Genomic DNA, 23501 nt, shown 5'->3' with positions numbered 1-23501 from the left:
CGTGCAAGCGCAGCGCCGCCGGGCATGAAGGCTACTCCCATTCCTGTAAAAAACGCTGACCGTACCGATCGGCAACCACCAGGGCGGCATACACCTGGTCCGGTGTCGCACCGCCCGGCATGTTATGAATGGTTTCATCTTTCGCGCACGACGCGGCCGCCACTAAGCGCATTTTGGCGGGGATATCGGTGGTGATATCCAGCTGCGCCAGGGTGATAGGTAGCCCCACGCTGTGGCACAGTGCCGCCACGGTTTCGATCTCTTCCACCGGGGCATTCTCCAGCACCAGCTGGGTCAGGGTGCCAAAGGCCACTTTCTCGCCGTGGTAGTAATGATGGGCATCCGGGATGGCGGTCAGGCCGTTATGGATCGCATGTGCCGCTGCCAGGCCACCGCTTTCAAACCCGACGCCGCTGAGATAGGTGTTGGCTTCAATCACCCGCTCAAGGGCCGGGGTCACCACGTGCTGCTCCGCAGCCAGCATCGCTTTTTCACCCTCTTCCACCAGCGTGTTGTAGCACAGCTCGGCCAGCGCCAGCGCGGCCTGCGTGCACTTGCCGCCCGCCATAGTGGTGGCGCCGCTGCGGGAGCAGGCCCGGGCTTCAAACCAGGTCGCCAGCGCGTCGCCAATCCCGGCAGCCAGCAGACGCGCCGGAGCCCGTGCCACCACCTGGGTATCCACAATCACCATGTTTGGGTTGTGCGGCAGCATCAGATAGCGATCGAACTCGCCGCTGTCGGTATAGATAACGGAAAGTGCGCTGCAGGGCGCATCGGTAGAGGCAATGGTCGGGGCGATAGCGACCGGGACGTCCATAAAGTGCGCCAGCGCTTTGGCGGTATCCAGCGTCTTACCGCCGCCGATGCCGAGAATGGCCTGGCAATCGGCACCTTTGGCCAGCTCACGCAGACGGTCGATCTCATTCTGTGAACATTCCCCGCCAAAGGGCGCGATTTCGACACAGAGTTCCGCCTGTTTGAAGCTCTGACGCAGCGTCTCTTCAGCAAAACCCAATACAAATTTATCGCCTACTACCAGCCAGCGAGCCGCCAGCGGCTTGAGATAATCGCCGAGGCGGGTGAGCACATCGGCACCCTGAATGTACTTACCGGGTGATTGAATAATACGGTCCATACTGTGTCTCCCTTAGAGGCTGAGGTTACCAAACGCGTTTTTCCAGTCCTGCTCGAACTTGTCGATGGCCGACTCTACCGCGGGGGTATTGAGCATTTGCTGCGCGACATCGGTGGGCAGGGTGATGGCTTCACATCCGGCGAGCAGGCAGTCCAGCGCCTGGCGCGAGGTTTTGAAGCTGGCGGCCAGCACCATGCTCTCCGGCGCGTGCAGCTCCAGCAGGCTTTGCAGCTCCTGCACCGTGCGGATCCCGTCTCCGCCCTGGGCATCCACGCGGTTGACGTAGGGCGCGATGTACTTCGCACCGGCCAGCGCGGCCAGCAAACCCTGTGCGGCGCTGTAAACCGCGGTGCCGAGGGTGGTGATGCCCTCTTTTTTTAAGGATTTTGATGGTGACCAGGCCTTCTGCGGTAACCGGAATCTTGACCACGAGCCCGGGGAAAGCGGCGCTCAGGCGTCTGGCTTCGGCAACCATTCCGTCGGCGTCACGGCTCATAGTCTGGGCAAACAGGGTGCCTTGTGGGCCCACGATCTTCTGCAGCCGCGGGAGGACATCCCAGACGGATTCCCCGCTGGCGGCAATAATGCTCGGGTTGGTGGTCACGCCGGCAATGGGAAAAATGCGGGCAAGGCGTTCAACGTCCGCGACGTTGGCGGTATCAAGATACAGTTCCATTATTTTTCCTTAAGTCTTCAGGTCTGAATTAAGGATACGGCGGGCCGGACGGGGGGAGATAGAGGTCAATTTTGCCAAATACTGGACAAATGTAAGGTCCTTAGCGAAGTGAGAGGGGGGATCACAATGCTAGTTTTTGGCGGTGAGCTGGCTGTGATACTGGCGGCGGTATTCTGAAGGCGAGCGCTCGGTGTGCTTGCGAAACAGTCGGCAGAAGTAGTTGCTGTCGGTAAAGCCGCAGTGCGTGGCGATATCCTTGATTTTCAGATCGTAGCCTTTGAGCAACTGCCGGGCATGCTCGAGACGGGTTCGGGTCAGGTATTCATTGAACCCCACGCTGCCGGTCTTTTGAAAAAGATGCGAAAGGTAGTTCGGTGAAATGTAAAACGCCTGCGCCACCGACTCGCGGGTCAGGGCTGAGGCATGGTGTTCTTCAATATACGTCCGAATGGCTTCAAACAGCGCCCGGCTGCGGGAGGCGGTGTGGATATCGCTGCCCAGCAGATCGCGACAGTGGCTAAGCAGGCTTAAGACCACCAGCCTGGCCGTCTCCTGTTCATCCGGCTGCATCTGCAACTCGATGAGCGTTTGCAGCAGAAAGGCACCCGTTCTTGGCCCGCGTCTGGCAACCTGCTGCTGGTGCAAAACGGTGGCGTCACGCTGTAGCTGGAGAGTCAGCTGCTGTTTGCCGAAGCTGATGCTGAGACAGGTTGCGGGTTGCAGAGGAAGATGCCCGGCTGAAGAGAACACCGCGTCATGAGTTTGGCCCTCAGGCACAATGACCAGACGAGGAGAAGCGTGGGGGATCGGGTCGACCAGAGATGCAAAACGCACCTGACGCAGGGGCGACGTGCCGTTGATCAGGTCAGTGAGGATGGCGGTGATATCGTGTTGCATGGTGGGCGTTCCGGAGGTATTGCCCGGCGGCGCTGTGCTTGCCGGGCCTACGGTCCTGTAGGCCGGGTAAGCGCTAGCGCCACCCGGCAAAGGTGATTAGCCGGTGTTACGCATCCCCGCTGCAACGCCCGCGATGGTGACCATCAGCGCTTGTTCCACGCGTGGATCCGGCTCCAGACCCTCTTCTTCCGCTTTACGCGAGCGGTACAGCAGCTCTGCCTGCAGCACGTTCAGCGGGTCGGTGTAGATATTACGCAGCTGGATGGACTCGGCAATCCACGGCAGATCGGCCATCAGATGGGAGTCGTTGGCGATAGCCAGCACCACTTTGATGTCGTCTTCCAGTAGCTCGCGCAGCTCGCTGCCCAGCGCCCACAGCTCTGGTTTCACCAGACGCTGATCGTAGTATTCCGCCAGCCACAGGTCGGCTTTTGAGAACACCATCTCCAGCATGCCGAGGCGGGTGGAGAAGAACGGCCAGTCGCGACACATTGTCTCCAGTTCGCTCTGCTTGCCGTCTTCCACCACTTTCTGCAGCGCGGCACCGGCACCCAGCCAGGCCGGAAGCATCAGGCGGTTCTGCGTCCAGGCGAAGATCCACGGAATAGCACGCAGGGACTCCACGCCGCCGGTCGGGCGACGTTTTGCCGGACGTGAACCCAGCGGCAGTTTGCCCAGCTCCTGCTCCGGGGTTGCCGAGCGGAAGTAAGGCACGAAGTCTTTGTTTTCGCGCACATAGCCGCGATACATATCGCAGGAGATATCCGACAGCTCGTCCATGATATGACGCCAGGCGTCTTTCGGCTCCGGCGGCGGCAGCAGGTTCGCTTCGAGGATTGCGCTGGTGTAAAGCGACAGGCTGCTGATGGTCACTTCCGGCAGACCGTACTTGAAGCGGATCATCTCGCCCTGTTCGGTCACACGCAGGCCGCCTTTCAGGCTGCCCGGCGGTTGGGAGAGCAGAGCCGCATGGGCAGGGGCGCCGCCACGGCCAATCGAGCCGCCGCGACCGTGGAACAGGGTCAATTCAATACCGGCTTTTTCACAGGTTTTGATCAGCGCATCCTGAGCCTGATACTGCGCCCAGGAGGCGGCCATCACGCCCGCATCTTTTGCGGAGTCGGAATAGCCAATCATTACCATCTGTTTGCCCTGGATAAAGCCGCGATACCAGTCGATGTTCAGCAGCTGGGTCATCACGTCGTTGGCGTTATTCAGGTCGTCGAGGGTTTCAAACAGCGGCGCAACCGGCAGGGCGAAGGTAATACCCGCTTCTTTCAGCAGCAGGTGAACCGCCAGCACGTCGGATGGGGTTTTCGCCATGGAGATCACATAGGCCGCCACCGATCCTTTCGGCGCATCGACGATCGCTTTGCAGGTGTCGAGCACTTCGCGGGTCTCTTCGCTTGGCGCCCAGCTCCGCGGCAGCAGAGGACGTTTGGAGTTCAGTTCGCGGATCAGGAAGGCCTGTTTGTCGGCTTCTGACCAGCTTTCGTAGTCGCCAATGCCGAGATAGCGGGTCAGTTCGCCCAGTGCCTCGGTGTGGCGGGTGCTCTCCTGACGCACATCGATACGCACCAGCGGCACGCCGAAGCACTTCACGCGGCGCAGGGTATCGAGCAGCTCGCCGTTGGCGATGATGCCCATCCCACAGGCCTGCAGCGACTGATAGCAGGCGTACAGCGGCTCCCACAGCTGCTCGTTCTGGCTCAGCAGACCGGCCGGTTTCGGCAGGCGCTGGCCCTTGAGACGCGCTTCGAGCCAGGCCTGAGTGGCCAGCAGCTGGCTGCGCAGGTTTTTGAGCAGGAAGCGGTAAGGTTCGGTTGCACCGGCTTCACCCACCAGCTCAAGCAGTTCTGGCGTGGCTTCGACCATCGACAGCTCTGAAATCAGCACCTGAATGTCTTTCAGGAACAGGTCAGTGGCTTTCCAGCGGCTCAGCAGCAGGACGTGACGGGTGATCTCGGCGGTAACGTTCGGGTTGCCGTCGCGGTCGCCGCCCATCCAGGAGGTGAAACGCACGGGTACAAAATCCACCGGCAGGCGATAGCCGAGGTTCTCTTCCAGCTGCTCATTCAGCTCGCGCAGGTAGTCAGGTACCCCTTTCCACAGGCTGTTTTCCACCACCGCAAAGCCCCACTTGGCTTCATCAACCGGGCTTGGGCGGTGCTTACGAATCTCATCGGTATGCCAGGACTGGGCAATCAGCTGGCGCAGACGGCGCATCAGCTGGTTACGTTCGTAGTCGGCAATCTCTTTGTTATCCAGCTGCTTGAGGCAGCTATTCACTTCACCCATCTTGTGGATCAGGGTGCGGCGGGTGATCTCGGTCGGGTGGGCGGTCAGTACCAGCTCCAGGGACAGAGACTCGACGGCCTTTTTAATGGTCGCTTCGTTGAGGTCGGGTTGGTCCTTGAGTTTTCTGAGCGTGCGGGCAATCACTTCCGGGTTGCTGGCCCCTTCGCCATTCGGCGAAATGCTGTGGTACTGCTCGGCGGTATTCGCCAGGTTAAGGAACTGGCTGAAGGCACGGGCAACGGGCAGCAGCTCATCGTTGGAGAGGTTCTGCAGCGTAGTGAGCAGCTCCTGACGATTGGCTTCGTTACCGGCGCGGGAAGATTTAGACAGCTTACGGATTGTTTCAACGCGATCGAGAATGTTCTCGCCCAACGCATCCTTGATGGTATCTCCCAGCACCTTGCCGAGCATACTGACATTACTACGCAACGCGGAATATTGTTCGTTCATAAAAACCCAGTCACCCCATCATTTTTGTTTATGCCCGGCCAGACATCTAACGGACATTATTTTGTCATCTCCCTTTATAAAGCCACGTAAAACCCCCGTCGTCAATTGCTGCGAAAACGGTTCAGCATACGAATAAATGCGGGCAATTTACGAAATTTAATTGGCTTCGCGTCAGATAAGAGATGCTTATGAGAGTGTGACGAAGATCATGAGATTTTTCCCCTCTCGTGAGAGAGGGGAGCAGTCATTAATGCCAGCAGAAGTGATGCACAACCTGAGTAATTAACTCACGGGTTGGTTTGATAAAGCGGGTTTCCAGGTACTCGTCCGGCTGGTGGGCCTGGTTGATGGAGCCTGGGCCGAGGACCAGCGTCGGACACAGAGTCTGAATAAACGGCGCTTCGGTGCAGTAGTTCACCACGTCGGTTTTCTCGCCGAGCAGTTTTTCCACCACTTCGACCAGCTGGTGGTCCGGCGGGCACTCGTAGCCCGGGATCGGCGGATGCAGTTCAGAGACAGTCAGGCGACCCGGCCAGCGCTCGCTCACCGGCGCCAGGGCTTCATTCAGCAAGCCATCGAGATCGCTCAGCGTCATGCCCGGCAGCGGGCGGATATCCATATGCAGCTCACAGCAGGCGCAGATGCGGTTGGAGGCATCGCCGCCGTGCAGGCTGCCGAGATTCAGGGTTGGATACGGCACGGTGAAGGCGTCGTAGTGATAACGCTCTTTCAGGTCATCACGCAGGGTCATGATGCGGCCAATGGCGTCGTGCATTAGCTCGATGGCGTTCACGCCGCGCGCCGGATCGCTGGAGTGGCCGGACTGGCCCAGCACGCGTACCGCCGTGGAGATATGGCCTTTATGTGCGCGGATCGGCTGCAGAGACGTTGGCTCGCCGATGATGGCGCAATCCGGGCGAATCGACGTATTTTCAGAGAAGTAGCGTGCACCCGCCATGCTGGTCTCTTCGTCGGCGGTCGCCAGAATGTAGAGCGGCTTTTTCAACGTTTTCACATCGACGTCACGCAGCGCGTCGAGGATAAAAGCGAAGAAGCCTTTCATGTCGGCAGTGCCCAGTCCGTAGAGCTTGTTGTCGTGCTCGGTCAGGGTGAAGGGATCGCGCGTCCAGCGACCATCGTCAAAGGGCACGGTATCGGTATGTCCCGCCAGCAGCAGCCCGCCCGCACCCTGTCCGGTACTGGCGAGCAGGTTAAATTTATTACGGGTTCCCGGGACCGGCTGAACCTCCACCTTAAACCCGAGATCGCTGAACCACCCCGCCAGCAGATTGATTAAAGTCTCATTACTCTGATCCAGCGCTTCTTCCGTTGCGCTGATGGACGGCGTGGCAATCAGGGCGCGGTAGATCTCGATAAATGGCGGTAAATTCATTTTCATTGTTGACACACCTTAGGTCGTGATAGTATCAATATTCATGCAATAAATGTGAATAAAAATACATTAACGTTGAGCATAAAGGAACCCGATGTTGAATACGCTGATTGTAGGCGCTAGCGGTTATGCGGGCGCAGAGCTTGTAAGCTACGTGAATCGCCATCCTCATATGACCATAACCGCTTTGACTGTCTCAGCGCAAAGCAATGATGCAGGAAAGTTAATTTCCGATTTACATCCGCAACTTAAAGGGATTGTCGATCTGCCGTTGCAGCCAATGTCGGATATCAGCGAGTTTACCGACGGCGTGGACGTGGTGTTTTTAGCCACCGCTCACGAAGTCAGCCACGACCTGGCGCCGCAGTTCCTGGCCGCCGGCTGCGTGGTGTTCGATCTCTCCGGTGCGTTCCGGGTGAACGACGCCGCGTTCTATGAAAAATACTATGGCTTTACTCATCAGCACCCGGATCTGCTTGAAAAAGCGGTGTACGGTCTGGCGGAGTGGAGCGCAGATGCGCTGAAAGAAGCCAACCTCATTGCGGTGCCGGGTTGCTACCCGACGGCGGCGCAGCTCTCCCTGAAGCCGCTGATCGACGCGGACCTGCTGGATCTCAACCAGTGGCCGGTGATCAACGCCACCAGCGGCGTGAGCGGGGCAGGGCGCAAAGCGGCCATCTCCAACAGTTTCTGTGAAGTGAGCCTGCAGCCGTATGGCGTGTTCAATCACCGCCATCACCCGGAAATCACCACCCATCTGGGGGCGGATGTCATCTTTACGCCCCATCTGGGCAGCTTCCCGCGCGGGATCCTCGAAACCATCACCTGCCGCCTGAAGCCGGGCGTGACGAAAGACCAGGTGAATGCGGTCTTCACGACGGCCTATGCGGATAAACCGCTGGTGCGTCTGTACGATAAAGGCGTGCCGGCGCTGAAAAACGTGGTCGGCCTGCCGTTCTGCGATATCGGCTTTGCCGTGCAGGGCGAGCATCTGATTGTGGTGGCCGCAGAAGATAACTTATTGAAAGGGGCTGCCGCCCAGGCAGTTCAGTGCGCAAATATTCGTTTTGGCTATGCTGAAACGCAGTCTCTTATTTAAGGTGTGATGATGAACCCATTAATTATCAAGCTTGGTGGTGTACTGCTGGACAGCGAAGAGGCGCTGGAGCGTCTGTTTACCGCGCTGGTCAACTATCGCGAATCCCATCAACGCCCGCTGGTGATTGTTCACGGCGGCGGCTGTGTGGTCGATGAGTTAATGAAAGGCCTGAATCTTCCGGTGAAAAAGAAGAACGGCCTGCGCGTCACGCCTGCTGACCAGATCGACATTATTACCGGCGCGCTGGCGGGCACGGCCAACAAAACCCTGTTGTCCTGGGCGAAGAAACACCATATCGCCTCCGTGGGCCTCTATCTGGGCGATGGCGACAGCGTGAAAGTGACCCAGCTCGACGAAGAGCTTGGCCACGTGGGGCTGGCGCAGCCGGGTTCGCCAAAACTGATTAATACGCTGCTGGAAGGCGGTTTCCTGCCGGTTGTCAGCTCTATCGGCGTGACCGAAGAGGGTGCGCTGATGAACGTCAACGCCGATCAGGCGGCAACCGCTCTGGCGGCGACGCTGGGCGCAGACCTGATCCTGCTCTCTGACGTGAGCGGCATTCTGGACGGCAAAGGCCAGCGCATTGCGGAAATGACGGCTGAGAAAGCCGAACAGCTGATCGAACAGGGCATTATTACCGACGGCATGATTGTGAAAGTGAATGCGGCGCTGGATGCCGCCCGCACGCTCGGTCGTCCGGTGGATATCGCCTCATGGCGTCACGCGGAGCAACTCCCGGCGCTGTTTAACGGCACGCCGATTGGTACGCGTATTCTGGCTTAAGATTTACTGCCCGGCGGCGCTCTGCTTGCCGGGCCTACAAGACCGTAGGCCGGGTTAGCGTAGCGCCGCCCGGCGGAACTAACGAATAAAGGAAGCATGTTATGGCACTTTGGGGTGGGCGTTTTACACAGGCAGCGGATCAACGGTTCAAACAGTTCAACGACTCTTTGCGCTTCGACTACCGCCTGGCCGAACAGGATATCGTCGGCTCTGTGGCCTGGTCCAAAGCGCTGGTCACCGTGGGCGTGCTGACCACTGACGAACAGCTGCAGCTGGAAGAGGCGCTGAACAACCTGCTGGAAGAGGTGCGTCTGAACCCGCAGCAGATCCTCGAGAGCGACGCTGAAGATATTCACAGCTGGGTGGAAGGCAAACTGATCGACAAAGTCGGCCAGTTAGGTAAAAAGCTGCACACCGGCCGGAGCCGTAACGATCAGGTCGCAACCGACCTGAAGCTGTGGTGTAAAGATACCGTGGTGGAGCTGCTGGCGGCGAATCGTCAGCTGCAGAACGCGCTGGTGGAAACCGCACAGAACAATCAGGATGCGGTGATGCCGGGTTATACCCACCTGCAGCGCGCGCAGCCTGTCACTTTTGCGCACTGGTCGCTGGCCTACGTTGAGATGCTGGCGCGTGATGAGAGCCGTCTGCAGGATACCCTGAAGCGTCTGGACGTCAGCCCGCTGGGCAGCGGCGCGCTGGCCGGTACCGCTTATGAAATCGACCGTGAGCAGCTGGCCGGCTGGCTGGGCTTTGCCTCTGCCACCCGTAACAGCCTGGACAGCGTCTCCGACCGTGACCACGTGCTTGAGCTGCTCTCCAATGCCTCTATCGGCATGGTGCACCTGTCGCGCTTTGCCGAAGACCTGATCTTCTTCAACTCTGGCGAAGCCGGGTTTGTCGAGCTGTCTGACCGGGTGACCTCCGGCTCCTCCCTGATGCCGCAGAAGAAAAACCCCGATGCGCTGGAGCTGATCCGCGGCAAGTGTGGCCGTGTACAGGGCGCGCTGACCGGGATGATGATGACCCTGAAAGGGCTGCCGCTGGCCTACAACAAAGATATGCAGGAAGACAAAGAGGGGCTGTTCGACGCGCTCGACACCTGGCTGGACTGTCTGCATATGGCGGCGCTGGTGCTGGATGGCATTCAGGTGAAACGCCCGCGTTGCCAGGAAGCAGCCCAGCAGGGCTATGCTAACTCCACCGAGCTGGCGGATTATCTGGTTGCCAAAGGCGTGCCGTTCCGTGAAGCACACCATATTGTCGGTGAAGCGGTCGTGGAAGCTATTCGTCAGGGGAAACCGCTGGAAGATCTGCCGCTGACCGACCTGCAGAAATTCAGCAGCGTGATTGGTGATGATGTCTATCCGATCCTGGCGCTGCAGTCCTGTCTGGACAAGCGTGCGGCGAAAGGCGGCGTGTCGCCGAAGCAGGTGGCGCAGGCGATTGCGGATGCGAAAAACCGTCTGGTGTGATTCGTGCGGGCTGTTGCCCTCACCCCGGCCCTCTTCCACCGGGAGAGGGAGCAAACACTAAAAATGGCAACTTCGGTTGCCATTTTGCGTTTATCCGGCTTTTTTTACGCAAAAAAAAGGCGGACCACGGGGTCCGCAAAAGTTCACGTTGGCTTTAGTTGTTCGAGTTTTGAGAGAAACTCGTAAGACGGGACAGGACTTCAAGGGTAATCGGTGCCGCCTCGTCTCTGTGATGCATTATTCAACAGAACGCTTGATAGGGATAATCGTTCGTTGCTATGCTATCTATCGCCATGAACTATCGTGGCGACGGAGGATGAATAATGAATATTCGTGATCTTGAATACCTGGTCGCATTAGCTGAACACCGCCATTTTCGCCGCGCGGCAGACTCCTGCCACGTCAGTCAACCTACGCTTAGCGGTCAGATCCGCAAGCTGGAAGACGAACTGGGCGTGATGCTGCTGGAGCGCACCAGTCGTAAAGTGCTGTTCACCCAGGCAGGTCTTCTGCTGGTGGATCAGGCGCGCACCGTGCTGCGCGAGGTCAAAGTGCTCAAGGAAATGGCAAGCCAGCAGGGGGGAGACCATGTCCGGCCCGCTGCACATCGGCCTGATCCCAACCGTTGGCCCGTACCTGCTGCCGCAAATTATTCCGATGCTGCATCAGACCTTCCCGAAACTCGAAATGTACCTGCACGAAGCGCAAACCCATCAGCTGCTGGCGCAGTTAGATAGCGGCAAGCTCGACTGTGCCATTCTGGCGCTGGTCAAAGAGAGTGAAGCCTTTATCGAAGTGCCGTTGTTTGACGAGCCGATGATGCTGGCGATCTATGAGGATCACCCGTGGGCGAACCGCGATCGCGTGCCGATGGCCGATCTGGCCGGTGAAAAGCTGCTGATGCTGGAAGATGGTCACTGCCTGCGCGATCAGGCGATGGGCTTCTGTTTTGAAGCGGGTGCCGATGAAGATACCCACTTCCGCGCAACCAGCCTGGAAACGCTGCGCAACATGGTGGCGGCAGGAAGCGGTATTACGCTGCTGCCTGCGCTGTCGGTCCCGCCGGAGCGTCGCCGCGACGGGGTGGTCTATCTGCCGTGCATCAAGCCGGAGCCGCGCCGTACCATTGGTCTGGTCTACCGTCCGGGGTCGCCGCTGCGCAGCCGCTATGAGCAGCTGGCAGAGGCCATCCGCAGTTCGATGGATGGCCGTTTCGACAGTGCGTTAAAACAGGCGGTTTAAGCCGTTCAGCGCCGCTACCCGATAAGCTTCTGCCATGGTCGGATAGTTAAAGGTGGTATTAACAAAGTATTCGATGGTGTTACCGCCACCTTTTTGCTCCATGATCGCCTGGCCGATGTGAATGATTTCCGCCGCACGCTCACCGAAGCAGTGAATGCCGAGGATCTCTTTCGTCTCGCGATGGAACAGGATCTTCAGCGTACCCACGCTCATCCCGACGATTTGCGCCCGCGCCAGATGTTTAAACTGGGCACGACCCACCTCGTAAGGCACCTTCATGGCCGTCAGCTGCTGTTCGGTTTTACCGACGGAGCTAATTTCCGGAATGGTGTAAATGCCGGTCGGGATATCTTCAATCAGATGCGCCGTCGCTTCACCTTTCACCAGCGCCTGAGCCGCAATGCGCCCCTGGTCATACGCCGCTGACGCCAGGCTTGGATAACCAATCACGTCACCCACGGCATAGATATGCGGCAGGGCGGTCTGGTACATGCTGTTGACCTTGAGCTGCCCACGACTGTCGGTGGTCAGGCCGATGTTTTCCAGCGCCAGCGAATCGGTATTACCGGTACGGCCGTTGGCATACAGCAGGCAGTCGGCTTTCAGCTTTTTGCCGGACTTCAGGTGCATGATCACGCCATCATCGCAGGGTTCGATCTTCTCGTACTCTTCGTTGTGACGAATCACCACGCCGCTGTTCCAGAAATGATAGGAGAGCGAATCGGACATCTCCTGATCGAGGAACGCCAGCAGACGGTCGCGGGTATTGATCAGATCAACTTTGACGTTCATGCCGCGGAAGATGGAGGCATATTCACAGCCGATCACCCCGGCGCCGTAGATCAGCACGTGGCGCGGCTCGTGGTGCAGGCTCAGGATGGAGTCGCTGTCGTAGACGCGCGGATGGGAGAAATCCACATCGGCCGGACGGTACGGGCGCGAGCCGCAGGCGATCACAAATTTCTCGGCGGTGATGGTCTCGACGGAACCGTCATGACACTCCAGCGCCAGCGTATGCTCATCAACGAAATGTGCGCTGCCCTGCAGAATTTCGCAGTGGTTGCGCTCATAAAAACCCTGGCGCATCCGCGTCTGCTGATTAATCACGGTATCCGCATGATTCAGGATATCGGCAAAAGATGAGCGGAGAAGGCGGGAGTGATCGCTGTAAAGAGGGTTCTGGTTGAATTCAATAATGCGGCTGACGGCGTGGCGGAGGGCTTTCGAAGGGATGGTGCCCCAGTGGGTACAGCCGCCGCCAACGTTATGGTAGCGCTCAATGACCGCTACTCTGGCTCCTTGCTTAACCAGTCCCATAGCAGCGCCTTCGCCGCCGGGGCCGGAACCAATAACTATTGCGTCGTAATCGTAGGAATGTGACATGGTAAGGCTTACCTGTTCTTATACATAAAAGCAACAGAATAGTAACATCATTGCCGGGATAACCCAATTATCGTTGTGCTCTTTTCGCGTGGTGGAGCACAAACAACAGGGAAACCTTCATTCTGTAAGCCAGGTAAACAGATTAATTTTATTCTCTGGTATAGTGCCAGCGGGCCTTTGGAAGGATTCAACTATCGTGATGGGCGTAAGAGCACAACAAAAAGAGAAAACCCGGCGTTCGCTGGTAGAAGCCGCATTCAGTCAGCTGAGTGCCGAGCGAAGTTTTGCCAGTCTGAGCCTGCGCGAAGTCGCACGCGAAGCCGGGATTGCGCCTACCTCTTTCTACCGTCATTTCCGTGACGTAGATGAACTGGGTCTGACCATGGTGGATGAGAGCGGGCTGATGCTCCGCCAGCTGATGCGCCAGGCGCGTCAGCGTATCGCCAAAGGGGGGCAGCGTGATCCGCACCTCCGTTTCCACCTTTATGGAGTTTATCGGCAACAATCCTAACGCGTTTCGTTTACTGTTGCGGGAACGCTCCGGTACCTCGGCCGCGTTTCGTGCCGCCGTGGCGCGTGAGATTCAGCATTTTATTGCGGAACTTGCCGACTATCTTGAACTCGAAAACCATATGCCGCGCGCCTTCACTGAAGCGCAGGCCGAGGCGATGGTGACAATAGTCTTCAGTGCGGGCGCCGAAGCACTGGATGTGAGCGTTGAACAACGCAAGCAACTCGAAGAGCGACTGGTATTGCAACTGCGGATGATCTCTAAAGGAGCGTATTACTGGTATCGCCGTGAACAAGAAAAACTGGCGCATCAATCCGATGAGTGAAAGGTGAGTAATGAAACAGACAGGACAGGATAAAGGAACATTGTTGCTGGCATTGATCGCTGGCTTATCCATTAACGGGACCTTTGCAGCGATTTTTAGCTCCATTGTACCGTTTTCGGTTTTCCCGATGATCTCTCTGGTGCTGACGGTGTACTGTCTGCATCAGCGTTATCAGAATCGCACCATGCCGGTGGGGTTACCGGCATTGTCGGCGGCGTTCTTTGTGCTGGGCGTCCTGCTGTATAGCACCGTGGTGCGCGCAGAGTACCCGGACATTGGCTCTAACTTCCTGCCTGCGGTGCTGTCGGTAGCGCTGGTCTTCTGGATCGGCTTTAAAATGCGTAACCGTAAGCAGCAGCTGCCAGAGTAACGGTTTTGTAGGCCGGGTAAGCGCAGCGCCACCCGGCAATACGATTTACCGGGCCGTCAGTAACACGCCGCACTCCATATGGTGCGTATACGGGAACTGATCGAACAACGCCAGACGTTCAACCTTGTGCGTCTGGCTTAATGTTTCCAGGTTCTTGCATAAGGTTTCCGGGTTGCAGGAGATATACAGAATACGCGGGTACGCCTGCACCATCTTCTCGGTTTCGCTGTCCAGCCCGCTGCGCGGTGGATCGACGAAAATCGTTTCACACTGGTAGCTCTTCAGATCAATCCCCTGCAGGCGGTTAAATTCCCGCACGCCATTCATCGCCTGAGTAAACTCTTCCGCCGACATGCGAATGATCTGCACATTATCAATGTGGTTCGCCGCGATGTTGTATTGTGCTGCGGCAACCGACGGCTTGGCGATTTCGGTGGCCAGTACGCGCTCGAAGTTACGCGCCAGCGCCAGCGAGAAGTTGCCGTTGCCGCAGTAGAGCTCCAGCAGATCGCCGGTTGAACCCTCAGTAGCATGCAGCGCCCACTCCAGCATCTGCACGTTCATCGCCGCGTTCGGCTGGGTAAAGCTGTTCTCAACCTGGCGATAAATCATCTCTTTGCCCGCCACCGGCAGGCGCTCGTCGATGAAATCCTGGTCCAGCGCGATTTTTGTTTTTGTTGCGCGGCCAATCAGATGCACGTTGATGTTCTGCGCGCGCAGCGCATCGCGCAGGGCTTCTGCCGCCTGGCGCCACTCGTCATTCAGCGCTTTATGGTACAGCAGGGAGACGATGGCCTGATTGCTTTGGGTGGTCAGGTAGTCAATCTGGAACAGCTTATGGCGCAGCAGCGGATTATCGCGCACGCCATCCATCATCAGGGTCATCAACTGGTTAATCAGCTCGCTGGCCGCCGGGAAGCTGTCCACGCGGATCCGGCTTTTGGTCTGCTGATCGAAAATGATGTGGTACAGGTCGTCGCCGTCGTGCCAGATACGGAATTCGGCACGCATACGGTAGTGGCTGACCGGGGAGCGGAACACCTCAGGCGCAGGCGCAGCAAAAGGCGTCATCATACTTTGCAGACGGACGACTTTCTCTGCCAGTTGCGCGTCGTACTGTTCTGTCGGGAGGTGTTCGGGGGGTCATGATGCTTCCTGATTGATGATGAATTACGCGGGGATTGTAGGGATTGTGCAGGGGATGTCCAGCCTTAATGGTTAACGGCAGTCTGGACATCTATACGTGTCTAAATGTAGCATTATGTTTCCGGTCTCTTTTGAGTGAAAAGGGAATCCAGTGCAAATCTGGAGCTGACGCGCAGCGGTAAAGACTGGCGGGATGAGAGCTGTAGACACTGCTGCTGAGCGGGAAGTCTTCATCCACAACACGCCACCTAGCCCGAAGACCTGCCGGGATCACGTCGCATTTGGTTTCATCATCGCGTGCTATGGGTGAGGCCTGCGGCATCCTTCTTATATTGTGGATGCTTTTACAATGATTAAAAAAAGTATCGCTGTTGACGGCGCTTTCCGTCACGGCATTTTCGGGCTGGGCGCAGGATAGCGCGGACGCGTTGGTCGTAACGGCAAACCGTGTTGCACAACCTGCCAATACCGTTCTGGCCCCCAGCTCCGTTGTTACCCGGGAAGATATTGAACGCTGGCAGGCAAAAAGCGTCGTTGAAGTCATGTCACGCTTACCGGGCGTAGATATCGCCCAAAGCGGCGGCATGGGTGCCAACTCCTCTACCTTTATTCGCGGGACGGAATCCCGTCATGTGCTGGTGCTGATCGACGGCATTCCACTGAATAACGCCGGGATCAGTAACTCCCCCGATCTCAGCCAAATTCCCGTTTCTCTTATCCAGCGTGTCGAATACATTCGTGGTCCGCGCTCGGCCCTATATGGTTCGGATGCGATTGGCGGCGTGATTAACATCATTACGGGTCGCGACAAGCCAGGGGCGGAAATTACCGCCAGCGTCGGCTCGAAAGGCTATCAATCCTACGATGGGGCCTTCCAGCAGGTGCTGGATAAAACCAAAATCACCCTGGGCGGTAACTATACCTACACCCGTGGTTTTGATATCGATGCGGCAGATGCGCCACGCCAGCCCGATCGCGACGGCTTTATGAGTAAGTCGCTGTTTGGCGCGGTTGAGCAGCAGATCACCGACAACCTGAGCGGCTTCGTGCGTGGCCTCGGCTATGACAACCGCACCGCGTATGACGGCTATGAGCATTATGACGACAGCTTTATGGTCGATGGCCTGCCGGATACCCGTCAGCTATACAGCCAGAACTGGGACACCGGCCTGCGCTATAACCAGGGGATCTACCAGACACAGCTGGTGGCCGGTTACGGTCGCAGCAAAGACCAGAACTTTGATCCGAGCAAAGGCCGTTATGCTTCTTCGGCCACCATGGATGACGTCAAGCAGTACACCGCCCAGTGGATGAACACCGTCACGGTGGGTCACGGTAATATCGGTGCCGGTCTGGACTGGCAGAAGCAAAAAACCCAGGCGGGAACGGGGTATCTGGATAAAGGCTACGACCAGCGCAACACCGGCGTATTCCTGTCTGCCATGCAGCAGTTCGATAGCGTTACCCTGGAAGCCGCAGCGCGTAATGACGACAACTCTAACTTTGGTAACCATAACACCTGGCAGACCAGCGCCGGATGGGAGTTTATCGACGGTTACCGGATCATCGGTTCCTACGGCACGGCCTATAAAGCGCCGACAATGAGCCAGATCCACAGCGCGAGCTATGGCAACCCGGACCTGAAGCCGGAAGAGAGCAAGCAGTGGGAAGGCGGCTTCGAAGGGCTGACCGGCCCGGTGACCTGGCGCGTATCGGGTTATCGCAACGATATCGATAACCTGATCAGCAGCGACCCGCGCACGTTCCGCTACTACAACGTGGATAAAGCGCGCATTAAAGGTATCGAAGCGACGGCGCAGTTCGATACTGGCCCGGTAGGGCACCAGATTTCTTACGACTACGTCGATCCGCGCAATGCCAAAACCAACGAGGTGCTTGCCCGTCGTTCGAAGCAGCAGGTGAAGTACCAGCTGGATACGCAGGTGTGGGATCTCGACTGGAATCTGGCCTACCGCTACCTGGGCACCCGTTATGACGTGGCGTATGATCCTAATACGTTCACCTCAGAGCGAGTGAAAATGGGTGGGGTCAGTCTGTGGGATCTCGCAGTTTCATATCCTGTCACCTCTCACCTTACAGTTCGTGGTAAAATCGCCAACCTGTTCGATAAAGACTACGAGACAGTTTATGGCTACGAAACTGCAGGACGGGAATACACCTTGTCTGGCAGCTACACCTTCTGACCCACGTCCCACCGTACTGGTGTTTGACTCCGGTGTCGGTGGGCTTTCAGTCTATGATGAGATTCGGCATCTCCTGCCGGATCTTCATTACATCTATGCATTCGATAACGTGGCTTTTCCGTATGGGGAAAAGAGCGAAGAGTTTATTGTCGAACGCGTCGTTGAGATCGTTACCGCCGTGCAACAGCATTATCCTCTTGCACTGGCGGTAATTGCCTGTAATACGGCGAGCACGGTTTCCCTTCCCGCCCTACGCGAAAAATTCCCGTTCCCGGTTGTCGGCGTAGTGCCGGCGATTAAACCTGCGGCGCGCCTGACGGCGAATGGCGTGGTGGGACTGCTGGCAACCCGCGGTACGGTTAAGCGTCCTTATACCCGCGAACTGATCGAGCGCTTTGCCAATGAATGTCAGATCGCGATGTTAGGTTCTGCCGAGCTGGTGGAGATGGCCGAAGCGAAACTGCACGGTCAGCCGGTGTCGCTGGAAGAGCTGCGTCGTATTTTGCGTCCCTGGCTGCGTATGGCGGAACCGCCAGACACGGTGGTGCTGGGCTGCACGCATTTCCCTTTATTGCAGGAAGAGCTGCTTGCCGTACTGCCGGAAGGCACCCGCCTGGTAGATTCGGGGGCAGCTATTGCCCGTCGCACCGCCTGGCTGCTTGAACATGAAGCGCCAGATGCGAAATCTGCCGAGGCGAATATCGCTTATTGCATGGCATTGACCGCTGAAACTGAGCAACTTTTACCCGTTTTGCAGCGTTACGGCTTTGAAACGCTCGAAAAACTAGCGCTGTAGCACGTTTTTGAGCAAAAAAAAGACGGTTGAAAGATTTTTTTAAATTAGCTCTTGTCACTGCCGGAGAACTCCCTATAATGCGCCTCCACTGACACGGAACAACGGATTACAAACCGCCGTGACAGCAGGCTTCAGAGATGAACGCCGACGGAGAAAAGCGAAAATAATTGCTTGACTCTGAATGAGGAAAACGTATTATACGGGACCTCGCAACGGTGAGCGAAAGCCGCGTTGCACTGCTCTTTAACAATTTATCAGACAATCTGTGTGGGCACTCAAAGTGACATGGATTCTTAATGTCTTCGGACAATAAATGAATACCAAAGTCTCTGAGTGAACATACGTAATTCATTACGAAGTTTAATTCACGAGCATCAAACTTAAATTGAAGAGTTTGATCATGGCTCAGATTGAACGCTGGCGGCAGGCCTAACACATGCAAGTCGAACGGTAGCACAGAAGAGCTTGCTCTTCGGGTGACGAGTGGCGGACGGGTGAGTAATGTCTGGGAAACTGCCTGATGGAGGGGGATAACTACTGGAAACGGTAGCTAATACCGCATAACGTCGCAAGACCAAAGAGGGGGACCTTCGGGCCTCTTGCCATCAGATGTGCCCAGATGGGATTAGCTAGTAGGTGGGGTAACGGCTCACCTAGGCGACGATCCCTAGCTGGTCTGAGAGGATGACCAGCCACACTGGAACTGAGACACGGTCCAGACTCCTACGGGAGGCAGCAGTGGGGAATATTGCACAATGGGCGCAAGCCTGATGCAGCCATGCCGCGTGTATGAAGAAGGCCTTCGGGTTGTAAAGTACTTTCAGCGGGGAGGAAGGCGATAAGGTTAATAACCTTGTCGATTGACGTTACCCGCAGAAGAAGCACCGGCTAACTCCGTGCCAGCAGCCGCGGTAATACGGAGGGTGCAAGCGTTAATCGGAATTACTGGGCGTAAAGCGCACGCAGGCGGTCTGTCAAGTCGGATGTGAAATCCCCGGGCTCAACCTGGGAACTGCATTCGAAACTGGCAGGCTAGAGTCTTGTAGAGGGGGGGTAGAATTCCAGGTGTAGCGGTGAAATGCGTAGAGATCTGGAGGAATACCGGTGGCGAAGGCGGCCCCCTGGACAAAGACTGACGCTCAGGTGCGAAAGCGTGGGGAGCAAACAGGATTAGATACCCTGGTAGTCCACGCCGTAAACGATGTCGACTTGGAGGTTGTTCCCTTGAGGAGTGGCTTCCGGAGCTAACGCGTTAAGTCGACCGCCTGGGGAGTACGGCCGCAAGGTTAAAACTCAAATGAATTGACGGGGGCCCGCACAAGCGGTGGAGCATGTGGTTTAATTCGATGCAACGCGAAGAACCTTACCTACTCTTGACATCCAGAGAACTTAGCAGAGATGCTTTGGTGCCTTCGGGAACTCTGAGACAGGTGCTGCATGGCTGTCGTCAGCTCGTGTTGTGAAATGTTGGGTTAAGTCCCGCAACGAGCGCAACCCTTATCCTTTGTTGCCAGCGGTTAGGCCGGGAACTCAAAGGAGACTGCCAGTGATAAACTGGAGGAAGGTGGGGATGACGTCAAGTCATCATGGCCCTTACGAGTAGGGCTACACACGTGCTACAATGGCGCATACAAAGAGAAGCGACCTCGCGAGAGCAAGCGGACCTCATAAAGTGCGTCGTAGTCCGGATTGGAGTCTGCAACTCGACTCCATGAAGTCGGAATCGCTAGTAATCGTAGATCAGAATGCTACGGTGAATACGTTCCCGGGCCTTGTACACACCGCCCGTCACACCATGGGAGTGGGTTGCAAAAGAAGTAGGTAGCTTAACCTTCGGGAGGGCGCTTACCACTTTGTGATTCATGACTGGGGTGAAGTCGTAACAAGGTAACCGTAGGGGAACCTGCGGTTGGATCACCTCCTTACCTTAAAGAACCTGCCTTTGCAGTGCTCACACAGATTGTCTGATGAAAAGTAAGCAGTAAAAAATCTCTGCAGGCTTGTAGCTCAGGTGGTTAGAGCGCACCCCTGATAAGGGTGAGGTCGGTGGTTCAAGTCCACTCAGGCCTACCAAATTTGCCCCGCAAATTTGAAGAGATATAACTACGATGGGGCTATAGCTCAGCTGGGAGAGCGCCTGCCTTGCACGCAGGAGGTCTGCGGTTCGATCCCGCATAGCTCCACCATCCTTTACTGCAACAACAAGAAAACTTCAGAGTGTACCTGAGAAGGTGCGCTGCGAAGTTTTGCTCTTTAAAAATCTGGATCAAGCTGAAAATTGAAACGACACGCCGTGTCTGCTCTCCGTAATAAGAGCAGATAAGCGGTGTGTTGGAGTCTCTCAAATTTTCGCAATCAGAAGTGAAACATCTTCGGGTTGTGAGGTTAAGCGACCAAGCGTACACGGTGGATGCCTAGGCAGTCAGAGGCGATGAAGGACGTGCTAATCTGCGATAAGCGTCGGTAAGGTGATATGAACCGTTATAACCGACGATTTCCGAATGGGGAAACCCAGTGCAATCCGTTGCACTATCGTTAAGTGAATACATAGCTTAACGAAGCGAACCAGGGGAACTGAAACATCTAAGTACCCTGAGGAAAAGAAATCAACCGAGATTCCCCCAGTAGCGGCGAGCGAACGGGGAACAGCCCAGAGTCTGAATCAGCATGTGTGTCAGTGGAAGCGTCTGGAAAGTCGCAGGGTACAGGGTGATACTCCCGTACACGAAGATACACCTGCTGTGAACTCGAAGAGTAGGGCGGGACACGTGGTATCCTGTCTGAATATGGGGGGACCATCCTCCAAGGCTAAATACTCCTGACTGACCGATAGTGAACCAGTACCGTGAGGGAAAGGCGAAAAGAACCCCGGCGAGGGGAGTGAAAAAGAACCTGAAACCGTGTACGTACAAGCAGTGGGAGCACCTTCGTGGTGTGACTGCGTACCTTTTGTATAATGGGTCAGCGACTTATATTCTGTAGCAAGGTTAACCGTATAGGGGAGCCGAAGGGAAACCGAGTCTTAACTGGGCGTTAAGTTGCAGGGTATAGACCCGAAACCCGGTGATCTAGCCATGGGCAGGTTGAAGGTTGGGTAACACTAACTGGAGGACCGAACCGACTAATGTTGAAAAATTAGCGGATGACTTGTGGCTGGGGGTGAAAGGCCAATCAAACCGGGAGATAGCTGGTTCTCCCCGAAAGCTATTTAGGTAGCGCCTCGTGAATTCATCTCCGGGGGTAGAGCACTGTTTCGGCTAGGGGGCCATCCCGGCTTACCAACCCGATGCAAACTGCGAATACCGGAGAATGTTATCACGGGAGACACACGGCGGGTGCTAACGTCCGTCGTGAAGAGGGAAACAACCCAGACCGCCAGCTAAGGTCCCAAAGTCATGGTTAAGTGGGAAACGATGTGGGAAGGCACAGACAGCCAGGATGTTGGCTTAGAAGCAGCCATCATTTAAAGAAAGCGTAATAGCTCACTGGTCGAGTCGGCCTGCGCGGAAGATGTAACGGGGCTAAACCATGCACCGAAGCTGCGGCAGCGACACTATGTGTTGTTGGGTAGGGGAGCGTTCTGTAAGCCGTCGAAGGTGGACTGTGAGGTCTGCTGGAGGTATCAGAAGTGCGAATGCTGACATAAGTAACGATAAAGCGGGTGAAAAGCCCGCTCGCCGGAAGACCAAGGGTTCCTGTCCAACGTTAATCGGGGCAGGGTGAGTCGACCCCTAAGGCGAGGCCGAAAGGCGTAGTCGATGGGAAACAGGTTAATATTCCTGTACTCGGTGTTACTGCGAAGGGGGGACGGAGAAGGCTATGTTGGCCGGGCGACGGTTGTCCCGGTTTAAGCATGTAGGCGGAGGTTCCAGGTAAATCCGGTACCTTTTCAACGCTGAGGTGTGATGACGAGGCACTACGGTGCTGAAGTAACAAATGCCCTGCTTCCAGGAAAAGCCTCTAAGCATCAGGTAACATCAAATCGTACCCCAAACCGACACAGGTGGTCAGGTAGAGAATACCAAGGCGCTTGAGAGAACTCGGGTGAAGGAACTAGGCAAAATGGTGCCGTAACTTCGGGAGAAGGCACGCTGATATGTAGGTGAAGCCCCTGCGGGTGGAGCTGAAATCAGTCGAAGATACCAGCTGGCTGCAACTGTTTATTAAAAACACAGCACTGTGCAAACACGAAAGTGGACGTATACGGTGTGACGCCTGCCCGGTGCCGGAAGGTTAATTGATGGGGTTAGCGGCAACGCGAAGCTCTTGATCGAAGCCCCGGTAAACGGCGGCCGTAACTATAACGGTCCTAAGGTAGCGAAATTCCTTGTCGGGTAAGTTCCGACCTGCACGAATGGCGTAATGATGGCCAGGCTGTCTCCACCCGAGACTCAGTGAAATTGAAATCGCTGTGAAGATGCAGTGTACCCGCGGCAAGACGGAAAGACCCCGTGAACCTTTACTATAGCTTGACACTGAACACTGGTCCTTGATGTGTAGGATAGGTGGGAGGCTTTGAAGCGTGGACGCCAGTCTGCGTGGAGCCAACCTTGAAATACCACCCTTTAATGGCTGGTGTTCTAACGTGGACCCGTTACCCGGGTTGCGGACAGTGTCTGGTGGGTAGTTTGACTGGGGCGGTCTCCTCCTAAAGAGTAACGGAGGAGCACGAAGGTTAGCTAATCCTGGTCGGACATCAGGAGGTTAGTGCAATGGCATAAGCTAGCTTGACTGCGAGAGTGACGGCTCGAGCAGGTGCGAAAGCAGGTCATAGTGATCCGGTGGTTCTGTATGGAAGGGCCATCGCTCAACGGATAAAAGGTACTCCGGGGATAACAGGCTGATACCGCCCAAGAGTTCATATCGACGGCGGTGTTTGGCACCTCGATGTCGGCTCATCACATCCTGGGGCTGAAGTAGGTCCCAAGGGTACGGCTGTTCGCCGTTTAAAGTGGTACGCGAGCTGGGTTTAGAACGTCGTGAGACAGTTCGGTCCCTATCTGCCGTGGGCGCTGGAGAATTGAGGGGGGGCTGCTCCTAGTACGAGAGGACCGGAGTGGACGCATCACTGGTGTTCGGGTTGTCATGCCAATGGCACTGCCCGGTAGCTAAATGCGGAAGAGATAAGTGCTGAAAGCATCTAAGCACGAAACTTGCCCCGAGATGAGTTCTCCCTGAGCCTTTAAGGCTCCTGAAGGAACGTTGAAGACGACGACGTTGATAGGTCGGGTGTGTAAGCGCAGCGATGCGTTGAGCTAACCGATACTAATGAACCGTGAGGCTTAACCTTACAACGCCGAAGCTGTTTCGGCGGTATT

Annotated in this window: 12 protein-coding genes, 2 tRNA genes, 2 rRNA genes, 3 pseudogenes and 1 riboswitch; of the genes and pseudogenes, 12 read left to right on the top strand and 7 right to left on the bottom strand. The window is 56.4% G+C overall.

Going from position 1 to position 23501, the window contains the following annotated elements; translation table 11 throughout:
* Positions 1-31: 31 nt before the first annotated feature.
* The 5 genes and pseudogenes from AAHB66_RS23010 to argE all read right to left on the bottom strand — a co-directional run bounded on the left by AAHB66_RS23010 (position 32) and on the right by argE (position 6855).
* On the bottom strand, positions 32-1135 hold the full coding sequence (locus AAHB66_RS23010) for a glycerol dehydrogenase (RefSeq protein WP_347114701.1): 1104 nt from the start codon (positions 1133-1135) through the stop codon (positions 32-34).
* Positions 1136-1147: 12 nt separating this feature from the next.
* Positions 1148-1811: pseudogene (fsa, locus tag AAHB66_RS23005) on the bottom strand (fructose-6-phosphate aldolase).
* A gap of 129 nt (positions 1812-1940) precedes the next feature.
* Entirely contained in the window at positions 1941-2708 is a 768-nt protein-coding gene (locus AAHB66_RS23000; protein WP_347114700.1) for a helix-turn-helix domain-containing protein, read from the bottom strand.
* 96 nt (positions 2709-2804) lie between these two features.
* The gene (ppc, locus tag AAHB66_RS22995; RefSeq protein ID WP_347114699.1) at positions 2805-5456 is read right to left on the bottom strand and encodes a phosphoenolpyruvate carboxylase; all 2652 of its coding nucleotides are present in this window, start codon (positions 5454-5456) and stop codon (positions 2805-2807) included.
* Positions 5457-5703: 247 nt separating this feature from the next.
* Positions 5704-6855 carry an acetylornithine deacetylase gene (gene argE, locus AAHB66_RS22990; RefSeq protein WP_333854727.1) on the bottom strand — a complete coding sequence of 384 codons (1152 nt, stop codon included), beginning with the start codon at positions 6853-6855 and terminating at the stop codon, positions 5704-5706.
* Between the two features lie 88 nt (positions 6856-6943).
* On the opposite strand from argE, the gene argC reads away from it, so the two are divergent.
* The 4 genes and pseudogenes from argC to oxyR all read left to right on the top strand — a co-directional run bounded on the left by argC (position 6944) and on the right by oxyR (position 11448).
* Positions 6944-7948, top strand: a complete 1005-nt coding sequence (argC, locus tag AAHB66_RS22985) for an N-acetyl-gamma-glutamyl-phosphate reductase (RefSeq protein WP_347114698.1) — start codon at positions 6944-6946, stop codon at positions 7946-7948.
* Positions 7949-7954: 6 nt separating this feature from the next.
* On the top strand, positions 7955-8731 hold the full coding sequence (gene argB, locus AAHB66_RS22980; protein WP_347114697.1) for an acetylglutamate kinase: 777 nt from the start codon (positions 7955-7957) through the stop codon (positions 8729-8731).
* A gap of 101 nt (positions 8732-8832) precedes the next feature.
* Positions 8833-10206, top strand: coding sequence for an argininosuccinate lyase (argH, locus tag AAHB66_RS22975; protein WP_347114696.1), 1374 nt, complete (start codon positions 8833-8835; stop codon positions 10204-10206).
* Between the two features lie 323 nt (positions 10207-10529).
* Positions 10530-11448: pseudogene (gene oxyR, locus AAHB66_RS22970) on the top strand (DNA-binding transcriptional regulator OxyR).
* On the opposite strand, the gene sthA reads toward oxyR, so the two are convergent.
* A complete protein-coding gene (sthA, locus tag AAHB66_RS22965) occupies positions 11431-12831 on the bottom strand; it encodes a Si-specific NAD(P)(+) transhydrogenase (RefSeq protein ID WP_142487548.1) in 1401 nt (466 codons plus the stop codon). The pseudogene oxyR and the gene sthA sit on opposite strands and share 18 nt — an antisense overlap.
* A 196-nt stretch (positions 12832-13027) precedes the next feature.
* Here sthA and fabR point away from each other — a divergent pair.
* Both fabR and AAHB66_RS22955 read left to right on the top strand, forming a co-directional pair.
* Positions 13028-13667: pseudogene (gene fabR, locus AAHB66_RS22960) on the top strand (HTH-type transcriptional repressor FabR).
* Between the two features lie 10 nt (positions 13668-13677).
* Complete coding sequence (locus AAHB66_RS22955; protein WP_032615232.1) at positions 13678-14037, top strand: YijD family membrane protein; 360 nt, start codon at positions 13678-13680, stop codon at positions 14035-14037.
* A gap of 45 nt (positions 14038-14082) precedes the next feature.
* Here the strand turns inward: AAHB66_RS22955 and trmA are convergent, their stop codons facing one another.
* Complete coding sequence (gene trmA, locus AAHB66_RS22950; RefSeq protein ID WP_347116550.1) at positions 14083-15141, bottom strand: tRNA (uridine(54)-C5)-methyltransferase TrmA; 1059 nt, start codon at positions 15139-15141, stop codon at positions 14083-14085.
* Positions 15142-15288: 147 nt separating this feature from the next.
* Positions 15289-15467, top strand: a riboswitch (cobalamin riboswitch).
* Positions 15468-15554: 87 nt separating this feature from the next.
* Here trmA and btuB point away from each other — a divergent pair.
* From btuB to AAHB66_RS22920, 6 genes are all read left to right on the top strand, one after another.
* On the top strand, positions 15555-17387 hold the full coding sequence (btuB, locus tag AAHB66_RS22945; protein ID WP_347114695.1) for a TonB-dependent vitamin B12 receptor BtuB: 1833 nt from the start codon (positions 15555-15557) through the stop codon (positions 17385-17387).
* A complete protein-coding gene (murI, locus tag AAHB66_RS22940; RefSeq protein ID WP_347114694.1) occupies positions 17332-18183 on the top strand; it encodes a glutamate racemase in 852 nt (283 codons plus the stop codon). Before btuB ends, murI begins: the two co-directional genes overlap by 56 nt.
* Before the next feature lie 382 nt (positions 18184-18565).
* Positions 18566-20108: ribosomal RNA gene (locus AAHB66_RS22935) — 16S ribosomal RNA — on the top strand.
* A gap of 71 nt (positions 20109-20179) precedes the next feature.
* Positions 20180-20256 (top strand) — tRNA-Ile (locus AAHB66_RS22930).
* Between the two features lie 37 nt (positions 20257-20293).
* Positions 20294-20369, top strand: a tRNA-Ala gene (locus AAHB66_RS22925).
* 197 nt (positions 20370-20566) lie between these two features.
* Positions 20567-23473, top strand: a 23S ribosomal RNA gene (locus AAHB66_RS22920).
* Together the 16S and 23S rRNA genes with 2 tRNA genes alongside form the textbook arrangement of a ribosomal RNA operon.
* Positions 23474-23501: the final 28 nt, after the last annotated feature.

This window comes from Leclercia sp. S52 (assembly GCF_039727615.1).
GTDB lineage: Bacteria > Pseudomonadota > Gammaproteobacteria > Enterobacterales > Enterobacteriaceae > Enterobacter > Enterobacter adecarboxylatus_B.
Note: the sequence above shows the minus strand (reverse complement) of the source record. Positions and strands in the feature narration are given on the sequence as shown.

Excerpts from the sequence above, each read along its gene's own strand:
- murI (WP_347114694.1), top strand. The coding sequence starts at position 17,332 with ATGGCTACGAAACTGCAGGACGGGAATACACCTTGTCTGGCAGCTACA.
- argB (WP_347114697.1), top strand. The coding sequence starts at position 7,955 with ATGATGAACCCATTAATTATCAAGCTTGGTGGTGTACTGCTGGACAGC.
- AAHB66_RS23010 (WP_347114701.1), bottom strand. The coding sequence starts at position 1,135 with ATGGACCGTATTATTCAATCACCCGGTAAGTACATTCAGGGTGCCGAT.
- argC (WP_347114698.1), top strand. The coding sequence starts at position 6,944 with ATGTTGAATACGCTGATTGTAGGCGCTAGCGGTTATGCGGGCGCAGAG.
- ppc (WP_347114699.1), bottom strand. The coding sequence starts at position 5,456 with ATGAACGAACAATATTCCGCGTTGCGTAGTAATGTCAGTATGCTCGGC.
- argH (WP_347114696.1), top strand. The coding sequence starts at position 8,833 with ATGGCACTTTGGGGTGGGCGTTTTACACAGGCAGCGGATCAACGGTTC.
- AAHB66_RS22955 (WP_032615232.1), top strand. The coding sequence starts at position 13,678 with ATGAAACAGACAGGACAGGATAAAGGAACATTGTTGCTGGCATTGATC.
- AAHB66_RS23000 (WP_347114700.1), bottom strand. The coding sequence starts at position 2,708 with ATGCAACACGATATCACCGCCATCCTCACTGACCTGATCAACGGCACG.
- argE (WP_333854727.1), bottom strand. The coding sequence starts at position 6,855 with ATGAAAATGAATTTACCGCCATTTATCGAGATCTACCGCGCCCTGATT.
- sthA (WP_142487548.1), bottom strand. The coding sequence starts at position 12,831 with ATGTCACATTCCTACGATTACGACGCAATAGTTATTGGTTCCGGCCCC.